We start from the raw sequence: 14,680 nt of genomic DNA on the forward strand, positions 1-14,680 counted from the left end.
TTCAGGATTGAGTAACCTGTTGAGGGCGAATAGCCCGCAAGTCTTTACCGTACTCGGTTTTAAAGTAATTGATAATGGCCTCTTTATCGTTGCCAATTCGAATGTCCAGTTCAAGAAGTTTGGCATCAACCAGATAGCGATACCATAATCCTTGAAGAAAGCACCAGACGAAGCCTGGCCGCCCATCCAGAAAGCCCAATCGGATAAAATACCGGTAGACGAAATAAAGGATAGGCCGCGTGAAATAGGGCATCGACGCATACATTTCCTTTAAAAATCGAATTCGCTGATCCTGCGTTCCAAAAAAACGAGGTTGTACTTTTTCGGCCTGATCAAACTGGTGACGATAGTTGAGCAGGTTGATCATTTCCAGAATGGTGTAATGGTTGTGTTTCTGCGTCCACCAAGTCAGGTTATTCAGGTTATGATCGACAATGTCGTGGTCGAAATGTATGGGTTCGCCTTTTGTTAGTTTTATGTGCTCGTCATGCCACACCTGTTCACAAAACCCATCTCCTCGACGCCATAAACGAAGCAGCCAGATTGGATAAAAACCACCATAGCGTATCCAGCGATTCAGAAAGAATACCCGGCGCTTTACATACACACCACCAATAGAATCAGGCAGAGTAGTTAAGCGTTGATTGATCTCGGCAGCCAACTCCGGCATGACGTATTCGTCGGCATCCATGCGCATAAGCCAGGCCGTCTGAAAAGGTGTTTGCTCGATGCCAAAATTGAACTGAGTGGCATAGTTAACCCATGCATTTTGCACCACAACAGCCCCCATAGACCGGGCAATCTCTACGGTTCGATCAGTCGAAAACGAATCAACGATAAAGATTTTATCCGTAAACGGGAGTAGGCTATCCAAACAGCGAGCAATGTGTTTTTCCTCGTTGTGTGTCAGGATGATGACAGATACGTCGGTCATACTTAAAGTTACTGTTTGCTCAATAAATAGCCTTCTTTGCCGACTTTTATGAAAAAAGCCTTATTTTACCAACATATTCCTTTCTGGAAGGAAGATGCAATATTATAACTTTTTTTATACTCGACAAAGCTTGTGAAGGCACTTTACGTTACGGCTATATTGTTTTTGTACTATTTTACCACATCAGCTCAGGTAGTTTTCCTGCAGATGCCGCGTCCTTACCAGCTTTTTCCCCGAAATGCTAATAATCAGGCCGAAGTAGTAATTAATGGTATTAATTATACGCCCTGGTTTACAAAGCTAACCATGGAAGTATGGCGCGAAGACTCATTAATTAATGTTCAAACCAAAACGCTGACCCCTGACGTAGATAGTACACTGTTTCGTTTTTCATCGATTATTAAAGCAGAGCGTGCTGAATATACATTTAAAGTGTATGCTTACACACAGACAGACTCATCGCTAATCGCCAATCAAAATGGAGTGGTTTGCGGAGATTTCTTTATCATTCATGGTCAATCCAATGCGTTAGCACTAGCTCAACTCGAAGAATATTACTCGTATAGTTTTGATGATAAATACCTGCGGAATGCTGGATATTCAGCCGGCGAATCGCCTGATAAGATAGCCTGGTATCCAGCAAAACAACCGTATGCGAGTGTAGGCGGGTTGGGGCTGACGTTACAACGATTGATTTTACAGTATTACGGTATACCAACCTGTGTGCTTAATGGAGCAAAAGGAGGAACAGGTATTGACGCGTTGATGTTGCGTGATCCCAATAACCACGCCAATCCGTATACGATCTATGGTGATTTGCTATATCGGGCACAATGGGCAGGTGCTGCCAAAATAGCAAAGGCTATAATCTGGCGGCAGGGGGAGGAGGATGCGGGCACGGGCACGAAAAACTATCCCGGAAAGTTTGCTACGCTCTATAACCAGTTTCGCGAAGATTATGGAGATATGCGTATCTATGTGGGCCAGATCAATATCCTGAGTAATGCCAATCCACAGGATAGTGCGGCTGCGTTGCGCGATTTTCAACGCCGAACGAAATATTTATTCAAGAATGTCGAAACCATTGCTACGGTCGGAACCCCTGGGTACGATGGCGTACACTATGAACCGTTAGCCTATCAACGTCTTGCCTTCGAACAGTTCCGGCAGATTGCCCGTGATGTTTATGGTTCAACGGATACGCTCCAGATTAATTCGCCCGATATTAAACGAGTATTTTATAATGTCCAGAAAGATTCTGTGACGATGGAATTTACGGATCAGGTACTCTGGAAGAATGATACTACCTTTTTCAATTTTGCAACGGGACAGGTTTTGGTAACTCGTTACCAGAAAGATTATTTTTACCTCGATGGTCAATCGGGGTTTGTTAAGACGGGTACACCCAATGGCAACAGGGTAAAACTCGCCCTGAGCCAGCCTGTTACCGCAAAACGACTGCGGTATTTACCTGCCTTTTTCTCCGATGATGTGTCGGCTTTTTACGATGGCCCCACACTCCGAAATGCACGAGGGATGCGGGCATTTTCGTTCGACGTCCCAATTGCCGATGCTATTGCTACCGTTACAACACTAGCTGCCAAACCGTTATCCGAAAAGCAGATTCAACTGAACTGGGTGGCCTCGGCTGGGTCCGATGTGCAGATTCTGGAGCGTTCAGATACTGTAGCGAACCGATTTAAGCAGATTGCTGTGTTAAACGGAACGACCAATACGTTTACCGATCCAAATCTACCCAATATGTACGGTACGTATTACTATCGGCTTCGTGCTTATAGTAGTGCGTCGGAGTCGGTATACAGTAACGTTGTCAAGGCACAGCCATTGATTCTGGGAGTAGAGCCCAACGAGCTGCAGGTACAGCTTTATCCGAACCCGGTAGTCGCCGATCGGATGCTTCATGTGGAGGCTGACCAGATTACGTTTACTGACCTGGTACTACGGGATGGTATTGGTCGGGTGGTGAAAAACTGGCACGGAAATGCCAGAAACTCGTTCTCCCTGAGTGTAGCAGACCTTAGTGCTGGTATGTATATCGTCGATTTACAAACCACTGAAGGTTATTCTGTGCGTCGAAAACTGATCATTCGATAAGAACAAATCTTGCCTTTTCGGGGGAATACGTAGTTTTGTGACATTAACATTTGCGAATCGGTTATGCGCCTTGTGATTCTTACGCAGGATGATCCCTTTTATCTTGCTCGTAATATTGATTATCTGTTGAAAAAATTGCCACCCTACGCCGAAGTGGTAGCAACGGTGGTGTTCGACGTATCGCCGTTTGGAAAGCGAGAGACATTTACTGAGAAGATCAAAAAAACTTATGACATCTTCGGCTTCCCATTTTTTGTTCGGTACGGCCTAAAATTCGTTGCCTCTAAATTAAACAGTCAGAATAATGTTCGGAAGGTGCTTGCCGATCGAAATATTCCACTGATTCATATCGAAGGAAATATTAATAAAGACGAAAACCTGGATAAGCTCCGCGCTTACAAACCTGATCTGTTTGTATCGATTGCGGGTAACCAGATTTTCAGACAGAAATTGCTCGATGTAGCGACGTACGGCTGCATTAACTTGCACACGGCCTTATTACCAAAATATCGAGGGCTGATGCCTTCGTTCTGGGTACTGAAAAATGGCGAAACACATACAGGAGTGTCCGTATTTTTTGTGGATGAAGGAATCGATAGCGGTCCCATTCTGGTCCAGAAAAAGCTCGCTATTGGTACTATGAGTCAGGCAGAACTGATCGACGTAACCAAAAAAATGGGCATGGACGCCATTCTGGAATCAATTGAAAAAATTCACTCGGGCAAGTACGAGCTCATTGAAAATGATGCCTCGCAGATGACCTATTTTACATTTCCTACCCGCGAGGATGTGCAGGCTTTCCGGGCAGCAGGAAAGCGGTTTTATTAAAGAAGGACCAATGATTTAGAGGGAGTGAATGGGCACTGAACTGAATGGGTCCCTTCGCTCTTTCCGCTGTCTTTCTCTCTTTACCCCTTGTTTATGAATATCCTGACGTTTGATATTGAAGAGTGGTTTCATATTCTGGATAACGCATCGACCCGCACTGAAGCCGACTGGGGGCGTTATGAAACCCGTATTCATCAGAATATGGATCTGATTTTCCAGCTTTTGGAGGATACCAAAAGCCGGGCTACGTTTTTCTGCCTGGGCTGGGTAGCGGATAAACATCCCGATGTGATCCGGAGAATCGACGCGGCTGGTTATGAGATTGCTACGCATTCGTACGCCCACCAACTCGCCTATGAGCAAACGCCCCAGGAGTTTCAGGAGGATTTGGCCCGTTCCATTAAGCATTTGCAGGATTTGACGGGGAAAAAGGTGCGGTCGTACCGTGCACCCGGTTTTTCAATTAAAGCGTATAATCGGTGGGTCTTTCCGATTCTGATCGAACAGGGAATCGAAATTGATTGCTCTGTATTTTCGGCGCGACGGGCGCATGGGGGCGATGCCTCACTGAATATGTTCGAACCAGGGTATCTGAATGTGGATGGCACTCTCCTGAAGGAGTTTCCCATCAATACAGCAGCCGTAGTGGGTCAGGACCTGATTTTTTCGGGTGGGGGCTATTTTCGATTGTTCCCCTATTCGGTTATCAAGGGACTGATGCGACGATCTCCGTATGTGATGACCTATTTCCACCCCCGCGATTTCGATGCCGAGCAACCTATGATTCCTGGATTAAGTCGCGTACGGCGATTTAAGTCGTATTATGGTCTCAAAAACTGCTTGCCGAAGCTGAAACAACTCCTTACCGAATTCCCATTCGTCGACCTGGCCGAAGCCGATAAGCAGGTCAACTGGGAACGCGTAATTCAACGGCCGGTGTCGCCATAGCGACAACTTATTTTTTCTTGCAGATCTTCTCGTACTCGTCCAATAATTGTTTCGCCACTACGTCAATGTCGTAGTAGGTCTTTACCATGTCTGTGGCATTGGTGGCTACCTGCTGGCGGAGGGCGTCGTTGGTAAGTAGACTTTCGAGGCCTTCGGTTACCGCTTCAGCCGTCAAGCTGGCAAGTAGACCAGCGGCTTTGTGTTTCCGAATGGCCTCCCCAAAACCGACTCGATCTGAGACGAGGGCAGGTGTACCAGCGGCCATCGCTTCCAGTACCGCCATCGAAAATCCTTCGGAGTAGGAGGGAAGCGTAAATAAGTCCGCATCGGCAAGGGCGGCTTTCTTGTCATCGCCCGTAAGCATACCAACCAATCGAATTGACTCACTCAGGTTATTCTGCTCAATAAACTGACGGGTAGCTGCTTCATACCCATCGTCGGAACCTGCAATGGCCAGTATAGTATCGGGATGGCTAGTGACATAGTCTTTAAAGCCGGGCAGGAGAATATCCAGTCCTTTCTTGATATTCAGTCGGCTCATAAACAGAACCAGCTTTTTATCAGTCGGTAAATTGAATTTCTGCCGGAATGTCCCTTTGGGGGGCAACTGTGCAAAGTCGCTCCGTTTAACACCATTCGGAATGATCACGATGTTGGGATGGCGTTGGCCCAGGTACTGCAGAACGTCTTCCTGTTCATCCGTATTGTTGATCTGAACAAGGTCGGCCCGACGCAGAAAAGCCTTTTGGGCTAATGTATCCATAAGCTGCTTTTTCCAATTGTTATGGGCATACACCCATCGGTCCAGCACACCGTGTATGGTAATTACTTTCGCTACCGAACGATCGAGCATAAACGGAGACAGTGTACCGAAATGCCAGAGTCCATGGCAGTGAATGACATCATACTCATGAATATGTTTTTTTAGATACTGGTACAGCTCGATGGAAAATTCCCGAAAGAATCGACTGATTCCGGGGGTTCGTTTGCAGAGAATTAGCCGGGCTCCTTCGGGGACAGTATACGGTTTTTCGCCAGGTGAAATGGGGCTTAGGATGTCGACCTGATGGCCATAGCGAAGCACAACCTGCGTATGGTCGAAAATAATCTTAGGGGGGCCACCCGTTTGCCAGGTGTATGCACAGATGTTTAAAATTCGCATAGATACCGCGAAATAACCGATTATTTCGTGATTTTGATAAATCCGTCAAGCATTTCCTTGGCTACGGCCTGGGGTGCATAGGGGGCTATGAACTCCTTGGCAAGCTGGCCCATGAGCCGGGTATTGACGGTGCCATCCATAAACTGGATGAGCCGATAGGTTAATTGAGCAGGCTGGTCGGGGTTGAAAACAAAGCCGTTCTGGCCATCATGTACTATATCAACAGCGCAGCCGCATCGGTTGGATACAATAACGGGTAAGCCACAAGCCATGGCTTCATTGACTACCAGCCCCCATGGTTCTGATTGGCTTGGTAATACCAGAACATCACTTAGAGCCAATACTTCAGGTACGCGAAACCACGGGCGGCCCGGTAATAGTTTAACCCGATCCGCTACGCCCAGATGCTGGATATGATTGATTAGGTTTTCGTGCTCTACTCCATCACCCAGTAAAATCAATCCCCATTCGTCGCTGTTTATCGATCGTTTTCCGGCCTCTGCAAAGGCTGTAATAAGCATGGGGAGGTTCTTAACTTCGATGAGCCGCCCGACGAAAATAAAATTCTTAGGGCGTAAACCAGCTTCCTGTTGTTGCGAAACCCGATTGGGTAGCGTTCGTTCGTAAGCTGCCAGGAGTGCGTTGTTATCGACGGCGTTCTTTCGAAGTAAAATCGTTTCAGGAGGTACACCGAGCTGTATGAGATAATCAGCGGCCTGGCTACCGAAGCAGAAGAAGCCATCGCATAGCCGAAAAACCTGCCGCTTTAGCTGTTCTTTCCAGCCGCCCCGTTGTTGGTCGGCAGCCGTACTTTCATTCTGCATAACTACCCGAATGCCTTTACTTTTTGCCCAGATCAGCAAGATAAGCTGAGCCGGATCGTAATAGCCCGTCAGGTTGATTACATCCGGCCGAAAAGCAATCGCTCGCTTTAATAACACCTGTGTGCGTTCACGAAGCCCTACTTCTTCCGCATATCGGTCGAAAAGTAGCTCGTAGCTATACGAATAAGTAGGGATGTTTTTATCCGTAGACACTTCTAATCCTGCACGCGAGCGCTCATTACGAGCAATCTGTAAAACATGGATGGTTAAGTCGTCGCGTTGATCGACTACCTGTTGCAGAGCCTGAAAAACGCTGGATTTATAATGCGCCCACAGCAGATTATGGACAATAAGGATACGCATCAGGCAGGCTCTGGACTTGGCACAACAACATACTTTTCCTCGACTGGCGCAGACGGTTTATCCGATAAGTGGGCAGGAAACAGATGCTCTACTCCCATAAATCGAATCATCAGGCAGAGTGGAAACCAGAATGAAATTTCATTGGGGCGCCCATTGGTAAATGCCTGAACCAATATCAGGAAGTAAAAATAGGCTAAAAAAATACTCAACGGATTGGGGTTAGTCCGCATAATTCGCCAGGCATTTTTTAGAACCAGCCAATTCAACCCACCAAATAATACCAGTCCTAAAATGCCTTGGTTGATCAATGACTCCAGAATAGGGATATCGAGATAAAGATATTTATAACCATACCCTAAAACCAGCATATGCATATGACTGAATATTACTAATTGAAGAAACTGGGTACTGACTGAACGGTTGGCTGTTGAATCATCCAGTACGGCCTTGTAATCATGACCTGACGATTTCAAGCCAAGCATAGCATAAACCGTTTCCATGTTTCGGGTCAAAAAAGCAGTAACATAATCATACAGGATCAGATACGTAGTAATATTCCGCTGGAAGAAATAAACAACGCCAAGGAAGCCCACAATCATCACCATGATAGGAATCGGTTTTACCAGGCTTCGGGCGGCAGTTCGTATCTGAGCAGGGCGAACATTGAAATACAAGAAAAAACATACTGCGACCAGAAAGGCTAGAATCGCAGAACGAGTTTGAGTGAGCACTAACACGGCGATGTTGACTACACCTGCGAAAAACGATAGTAGCCGAAAAATCAGAAGTGTATTAGGTCGTACCAGCCAAATAGCGCAGGCCACAACACCCATATAGGCATTTCGTGAAAAAGCGTGGGGGTTCCCTGAACCGGGATCACCATTGTTCAGGGTAATCGTAGCTCGTTGACCAATCGCCCAGGTAGGATCGGTAATCAGTGAATAAATAAGCCCCAGATTGGACGCTAACGTGAACCAGACAACAACAGGGACAAAATAGGGAATGATGTCATTCGGGATATTGATCAGCAGAAACATGAAAATCAATATGTACGTGAAGTAGATCATATCCCGCCCTGCATCCTGGAATCCTGGTACACCGTTAAAGATAAACATGTACACGATACTCAGTAAAATATAGCCCATGCCCATCCAGAACATGGTTATGTTAGGCCGGTAAAGCCGTCGGAAAACTGTAAAAGGCACCATGAGCAGTAACCCGCCTGCCAGGGCTACAGCGGTAAAGGTGGTACTTCCTGGAGCCAACCGCATCGTTTCCCGAAAAAAGAATATAAGGGGATACCCATCGACAATGATGCAGATACCAAGCACCATGCGCATAAAATCGAGGGACCGAACCAGACGAATCAAACCGTTCATAAACAGATCATAGTTTTCCGCTTTCTGATTTCAGTATACGAAAACAGGGTACACTGAAAATCGAAAGCGATTATCTGGCCTGGCGTAGCCTAAGCCGATGTATAACGTACTTAAACTGACCTTTACCCACAAAGGCCAGTAGTTTTCGCAAGCGACAATAACGTTGCCAGAATGAAGCCCCCAGCGACGAGGTTAGCATAGACTGGTATTTTGTTTTAATAAGCTCGTGTTCCTGTAGACCAACCGTACCGGCAATGGTCGATGATTTGGCATCTGGCTGAACCCGAAAGCCACCCCAGAATCCATCGACATGCCGAAATGTGATGCCTGCCTGCACACCTAGTCGGGCTACAATTTCGTAATCGATTACAAAACGTAAACGTTCATCAAGTAAGCCAACCTGCTCCAGTCGGGAACGTCGCATGAATAACGATTGGTTAAATACCTGCATTCCTTCGTAAATCTGGCATTCCAAACAGAAGTCCGGCGCCCGCATTTCTTCCAGGATAACGTCATCTTCATCGGTAATATACATATCTCCGAAGAAAACATCGGTATCGGGGGCTTTTCGCCAAGCTTCAGCTACCCGGCTGAACGCATTTGGTGCAAACACGTCGTCGGAGTTCTGAAAAGCAACGTAATCGCCCGTTGCCTGCCGAAATCCTTTATTAATGGCGTCTGTCTGTCCCCGATCTTTTTCGCTCACCCAACCGGCCAGATACGGTTCGTATTTTTTAATTATATCAACACTACCATCGGTTGAACCACCATCGATAATAAAATATTCCAGATTAGGATATTTCTGATTTAAGACGCTTAATATGGTCCGTTCCAAATAGTGCGCCTGATTGAATGATGGCGTAACAACCGTTAGCTTTGGGTAATTGCTCTGGTCAGGGTTAGTTGCTACGGATGGATTATAAGGTTGCGTAACAAACGACCGAAGTGATTTTGGGTTCGAATTCATGCCTTAGCACATAGATTGATACACGTCAAGTGTTTGCTGTGCCGTTTTGTCGCATGAAAACAACTGGAGTCGTTGGGTTCCTTTCTGGCGTAATTCCGTGCACAGTGCATCATCCGTAACAATTCGTTCAATCGCTTCGGCAATGGAGTCATCGTCTTCAGGATCAAAATAAAGAGCTGCGTCGGCGCCTACCTCTGGAAGCGAGCTTCGATTGCTCAGAACAACCGGACAGCCACCGCTGAAGGCTTCCAGCACAGGCAGACCAAACCCTTCATTAAGTGAAGGAAAAACAAAGGCGCGGGCATGTTGATAGAGATTCATCAGCCCTGCATCGGTTATCGGTCGGTAATGAATCTGTTCGTTGAGACGACTCGCATAAAACAGTGTTTGCTCTTCATGCGTAAAGGCTCCTCCTCCTGTGCATATCAGATGCAGATCAGGATAGCGATGCAAAATGGGCTGAATGGCCCGGAAAAAGCCATTGAAGTTTTTGTACAGCCCTCGTTTGCCCACATACAGAAGGTAGGGCGCTGGAAAAGGCCGAGCCTGTTGATCGAACACAGGAACAGATTCACTTAAACGGGTTCCTAGATGAATGACTTTTACCTTATCGGGATCGATAGGAAAGTAGCGAAGCAGGTCCTGTTTACTAAACTCTGACACGCTGATAATGCAGTCGGCCCGGCGCAGGAGTTGCTTTTTTAAGTCATATAGTCCTTCGCCAACTTCAGGATACTGTTTGCCGAATCGCTCGCTGGTTGCATCATGAAAGGTTAATACAAACGGCTTTTTGTCAATGGCTTTCAGGAAATACCGATGGTAATAGGTCGGATGGAAAACATCGAACTTACCCGCTCGAACCCGTTGTAGGCTATATAATCGATTAAGAACAGAGGCTACTCGGTGGGCATTACGAATCTGGGCAAGCCCGTGATACCGAACATGATTGCTAAACGAGGCCTGATCTAAATATTCGTTGTTCGACAGCCGAAGCGACAGCTCAAACTCAATGTCTGACCGCTTGGTGAATGAACGCATCAGTTCAAAAAAATACCGGGAAACACCCCCATAAGGCAGTCCCGTGAACGATTGATGGTCGAAGAGTACTTTCATGTAGGAAAACCTACAAACCAGATGCCGGTTTGTATTTTTCTGAGAAAATGTGCCGACAAAAATAGGGGTATTTGCCGATAAATCCTTAATCTCCGTCGATTATTCGGTGCATACTCTTATCGAATGGCAGGTAAGTAGACCTGGTCAATAAACCGATTGATTTCCTGCATGGATTGGATCGTTTTATAGCGCCAGCCACGAATGATACGAGCCTCTGGCTGCTGACCGTAGGCAGGATGAATCACTTCGAATACCGATGGTGTTTGTAATGAAATGGTTTGTTGGTAATTCTTTATCAATGATTGAATAGCTGGCTGTTTCGACAATATGGCCCGATTCTGATGTGGAAAAAAACCTTCGTCAGGATTGTACAGACCCTTGTAATTGATGAATTGTAGGGGTTGATTTTGACCGGAGGGGCCATTTACCTGCCACTGACCAGACGCTGAATGGATCGACCGTTCGGGTAAGTTCCAGAGACCCAGGTGCCAGCCTGGATTTTTGACAATAGCCACGTTACGAAAAAAGACGGGCACATGCATCAACCAAATCTGATCCAGACATAGCCCGGCGCAGAAATTAATGAAAGCTCGTTCGCGAACCCGATTATCCCACCAGGCCAACATTCGTTCGGTCTCGGCTGATCGTTTGAAAGCTAAAAAATCAGCATTATAGAGCCCGATATTCTGGAACGCTTTTTCGTCTGGCCACGACTTTGTTGTGTTGCCAGACATAGCAAAGTCGCGAGTAATAAACGGTGTCAGAATAAAATTCGTGTTCTCCAACTGGGACCAGATCGGGTCAATAGAAGCCGAAAAATGAATATTGGGATCGGCATAGATGAGCCGCTGTATTTCCGGGTATCGGCGGAAGGCTTCGGCAATAAACACAGGTTTGCAGGCTGCCGCAAATTCGGTGGGTGTATATTGTGCCGATAACGCCCTTAATTCGTCAACCGGGAGTATATCCTGGATCGGTAGGATTGGATAGGGTGACGTAAAACCCGGTGGTAACTGGGTAGGGTCATCGGCCAATCCAATGACAATAAATGGGTCAGTAGCCGAAAACTGACGAAAACTGTCGCCCAGAGCTAAGGCCTGGGGTAATTGACGAAGGGTACAGATGGTAAGTAACACAGTAAGCGCAAAACTACGTCATTCAAACAAATCGCCCAAAACTGCCAGATAAGGGGCATACCAGTCGGCAGCCGGATCGGCATACCGGTGGTAATTGCCTTCCCAAAGGCTAGTTAGAACAGGAATAAACCGCTTCAGACGATTAGGAGGCAGATTGCTGCGCATGGTGTAATGCGCCAGCTGGCGATGGAGCTGAGGTAAACCAGGCGAATCCTGTGGGACTCGTTCGCTCAAAAGCTGGCTGATTACTTTTAATTGAATCTGTTTTTTATGCAGCGGTGCTAGTTTACGAGCCCTATGTCGCGTAAATCGATCACGAAGACGAATCCGCTCACCGACTTCCTGAGGCCGAACGCCAACCTGTTGCTGTACGTGCGTTCGATAGAGCTGCAATGGCTGGTCTATGAAGTGAACGGCATTTTGCGTAGCGGCAACCAGAGCCATCCAGCCGTCGTAAATATAGCCTGGAATTGTCTTTGGAATAGGAATTATCATCGACAGGTACGACTTCCGTATTACAGTAGCACAGCCCATCATCCGATTGCCATCCAGCATGACGTCCATGACTTCACCCGCTCGCCAGCGGTTTTTGGCTTTTTCGTCGAATCGAACCGCTCTCCAGAACCGTTCTTCGCGCCCATCCAGATATTCGTCGGTAACCCAGGCGTCGCAGAATGCTATCTGGGCCTCGGGGTGCTGGACCATGTATTGCGTCATGGAGCTGATTTTTTCTGGTAGCCAGAAATCATCCTGATCACAGAGAAAAATCAGATCGCCCTGACAGGCTGCAATAGCCCGTTCGAAGTTTTTATTATACCCTAAGCGGGTTGTGTTGGGTAGAACACGCACCGTAAATGGTGCTTCGGCGGCCAGTTGCTTCAGCAAATCAGGTGTTCCATCCGTCGAGCAATCGTCCGAAATGACCACCTCGTCGGGTAACTGGTGCTGATGCATCAGGCTATGCCATTGTACAGGCAGGTAGGTTTTACCATTGTATGTACAGAGAGCAATAGAAATCGTTGGTTTTTGCACAGATGTAGTCATACGCGCAGTCATATTTGGTAACCGTATTGGGCAAAAATGGGGCGCCAGTACGTTAGTCCATGTATATCCCAGGCGTGGCAACCGAATGGTAGTTTCCCTTGATTGTAATGCTCAACGGCCCATTGCGGAAAAAATTCAATTGAAAAATGTAAAGCTTCCCGATAATTCGGAATTCGAAGGTGTGGCCAGTACCGATTCACTTCAATACCCCAGAATACATCTTCGTGGTATTGGTGCATGGTATTTTGATTATACTCGGCAATTTTTTTCTCGAAAGGTTTTAAGCAGCGCAGCATCGCTGGTACACGACGAAGCGAAAAGCCACCACACCCGACACCGTTCAGGTTAATAATTTCCCGAGGGGTAATACCATCGGGTTTTTTAAGATCCAGCCAGGTGGCTATCTGTTGCTTAATCGTAAACCAGATTTGGTCACCCAAACCTGTGAAATCCCGGTCGCGAAGCCAGGGAGCACCAATGTAATCATAATTCTGCTGACACCAATAGGCTAGTTCATCTTTAAAGACAAACGCATCTAACTGATGTATCAGCAAATATTCCTGATCGGCAAATGCCTGATAAAATTCCTCCGATACCATCAGCCGATTATAACCCTGAATGTCGGAGAAATAACTGTTGTCAAACGTGCGAGCCTGTAACGTAGGGCTTATTTCGCGGTAGGCCGATAGATCGAGCGAATGTGGAGTTGCTAACCAAATAGGATAATTTTTTAATACATTTACGCACTGAGTTAGCGCAATGCGCTCATAGTCAGTAAGCTGTGTTTTGTAAACGGGTATAACAACGTTTACACTAACGGGTGTTGATGCTTTCATGCAAATTTAGGTTGCCCCAGACGTTTAGCGACCGCTTTCTGTACCCAGCCATACGGCAGATCGGCACAGTGATGATCGAAATGGTTGAGGATTGTAATACCCTCGCCCCGCTTATAACGGCCTGAATAAGGTAGATAATCGACAAAGTCGAACAACTTTCCTAATAAAATAATCCCATCTGTTTCAACAGCATTGGCCATATGAGCAGGCCCACTGTCGATGCCAATAAACAGGCACGCCTGCCGAATCACTTCGGCCGTTTCGAGTAAACTCAATTGGCCGCACACACTCCGATAATGTGGATGTTCCAGGGTTATGGTCGGCGTCAAACCAATTTCAATAACTGGATTAGGGTATGTGTTAATGATCCACTGAACCAGTTTATTCCAGTTGGCTGCTGGCCAGTCACGCATGACATGGCTCGACTGACAGTGAATTACAATCGGATCGTCAGGCAAGTGTAATGATGCGATTTTCTGCCGAACACGTTCTGGAATATACATTTTCGGATCGGCGGTAAGAGCGGGTAAACCAGCCGCCTGCGGAAAAACATATAGCAGGTCGCCCCGGTCATAATAATTATCAAAGTTCAGGCCAATCTGATCGGCTATCGGATTAACAGGATCTTCCAGACAATACTTACATTTTCGGTGTGAAATATGCAGGTTGTAAACTTTGTCGAAAATGCCTGATCGAAGGAGTCGTACCCGTTCGCCAGGGCACTTCTCGATTAGGTATCCATCAAGATCAGGATGATATTTAACCAGATCGAGATAGGGTTTACGAACCACCCAGATGATATAATCATTCGGATGTCTGCGTCGAACTTCTTTGGCTACTGGCTCACAGGCAATGATATCGCCCATCTGTTCTGAGAGAATAATAGCGACAAGCGGGCGATTTCTATGCCTTTGTTTAAGCCACCATAGCTGTACATATTTGGCCCAAAACGACCAAAACTTACCGACTATGTGGGTATACTTATGAAAACGATAGGTCCAGAGTTCCCGGAAACGAGGTCCCTCATTCAT

13 protein-coding genes are annotated in these 14,680 nt (G+C 46.6%); 3 read left to right on the forward strand and 10 right to left on the reverse strand.

All coding sequences use genetic code 11. The features are described 5' to 3' along the window. Position 1: 1 nt before the first annotated feature. Positions 2-934 (reverse strand): glycosyltransferase family 2 protein, encoded by a 933-nt coding sequence (locus BGO59_RS09025; protein WP_293683296.1) that lies wholly within the window; start codon positions 932-934, stop codon positions 2-4. 132 nt (positions 935-1,066) lie between these two features. On the opposite strand from BGO59_RS09025, the gene BGO59_RS09030 reads away from it, so the two are divergent. From BGO59_RS09030 to BGO59_RS09040, 3 genes are all read left to right on the forward strand, one after another. Beyond that, positions 1,067-3,049 (forward strand): sialate O-acetylesterase, encoded by a 1,983-nt coding sequence (locus BGO59_RS09030; protein ID WP_293683297.1) that lies wholly within the window; start codon positions 1,067-1,069, stop codon positions 3,047-3,049. A gap of 63 nt (positions 3,050-3,112) precedes the next feature. Next, on the forward strand, positions 3,113-3,877 hold the full coding sequence (locus tag BGO59_RS09035) for a formyltransferase family protein (protein ID WP_293683298.1): 765 nt from the start codon (positions 3,113-3,115) through the stop codon (positions 3,875-3,877). A 93-nt stretch (positions 3,878-3,970) separates the two neighbouring features. Further along, positions 3,971-4,825 (forward strand): polysaccharide deacetylase family protein, encoded by an 855-nt coding sequence (locus tag BGO59_RS09040; RefSeq protein WP_293683299.1) that lies wholly within the window; start codon positions 3,971-3,973, stop codon positions 4,823-4,825. Positions 4,826-4,832: 7 nt separating this feature from the next. On the opposite strand, the gene BGO59_RS09045 is transcribed toward BGO59_RS09040, so the two are convergent. The 9 genes from BGO59_RS09045 to BGO59_RS09085 all read right to left on the reverse strand — a co-directional run bounded on the left by BGO59_RS09045 (position 4,833) and on the right by BGO59_RS09085 (position 14,680). Next, entirely contained in the window at positions 4,833-5,987 is a 1,155-nt protein-coding gene (locus tag BGO59_RS09045; protein ID WP_293683300.1) for a glycosyltransferase, read from the reverse strand. A 20-nt stretch (positions 5,988-6,007) separates the two neighbouring features. Then, positions 6,008-7,174, reverse strand: coding sequence for a glycosyltransferase family 4 protein (locus BGO59_RS09050; RefSeq protein ID WP_293683301.1), 1,167 nt, complete (start codon positions 7,172-7,174; stop codon positions 6,008-6,010). After that, positions 7,174-8,553, reverse strand: a complete 1,380-nt coding sequence (locus BGO59_RS09055; protein ID WP_293683302.1) for a hypothetical protein — start codon at positions 8,551-8,553, stop codon at positions 7,174-7,176. The genes BGO59_RS09050 and BGO59_RS09055 overlap by 1 nt, the downstream gene beginning before the upstream one ends. Positions 8,554-8,623: 70 nt before the next feature. After that, positions 8,624-9,520, reverse strand: coding sequence for a glycosyltransferase family 2 protein (locus tag BGO59_RS09060; protein WP_293683303.1), 897 nt, complete (start codon positions 9,518-9,520; stop codon positions 8,624-8,626). A 3-nt stretch (positions 9,521-9,523) separates the two neighbouring features. Then, positions 9,524-10,633 carry a glycosyltransferase family 1 protein gene (locus BGO59_RS09065; RefSeq protein WP_293683304.1) on the reverse strand — a complete coding sequence of 370 codons (1,110 nt, stop codon included), beginning with the start codon at positions 10,631-10,633 and terminating at the stop codon, positions 9,524-9,526. Between the two features lie 116 nt (positions 10,634-10,749). Continuing rightward, complete coding sequence (locus BGO59_RS09070) at positions 10,750-11,769, reverse strand: hypothetical protein (protein ID WP_293683305.1); 1,020 nt, start codon at positions 11,767-11,769, stop codon at positions 10,750-10,752. A gap of 18 nt (positions 11,770-11,787) precedes the next feature. After that, positions 11,788-12,813 carry a glycosyltransferase gene (locus BGO59_RS09075; RefSeq protein WP_293683306.1) on the reverse strand — a complete coding sequence of 342 codons (1,026 nt, stop codon included), beginning with the start codon at positions 12,811-12,813 and terminating at the stop codon, positions 11,788-11,790. Between the two features lie 8 nt (positions 12,814-12,821). Further along, positions 12,822-13,649 carry a DUF5672 family protein gene (locus tag BGO59_RS09080; RefSeq protein WP_293683307.1) on the reverse strand — a complete coding sequence of 276 codons (828 nt, stop codon included), beginning with the start codon at positions 13,647-13,649 and terminating at the stop codon, positions 12,822-12,824. Next, positions 13,646-14,680, reverse strand: coding sequence for a glycosyltransferase family 9 protein (locus tag BGO59_RS09085; protein WP_293683308.1), 1,035 nt, complete (start codon positions 14,678-14,680; stop codon positions 13,646-13,648). Before BGO59_RS09085 ends, BGO59_RS09080 begins: the two co-directional genes overlap by 4 nt.

The organism is Spirosoma sp. 48-14 (genome assembly GCF_001898575.1).
GTDB lineage: Bacteria > Bacteroidota > Bacteroidia > Cytophagales > Spirosomataceae > Spirosoma.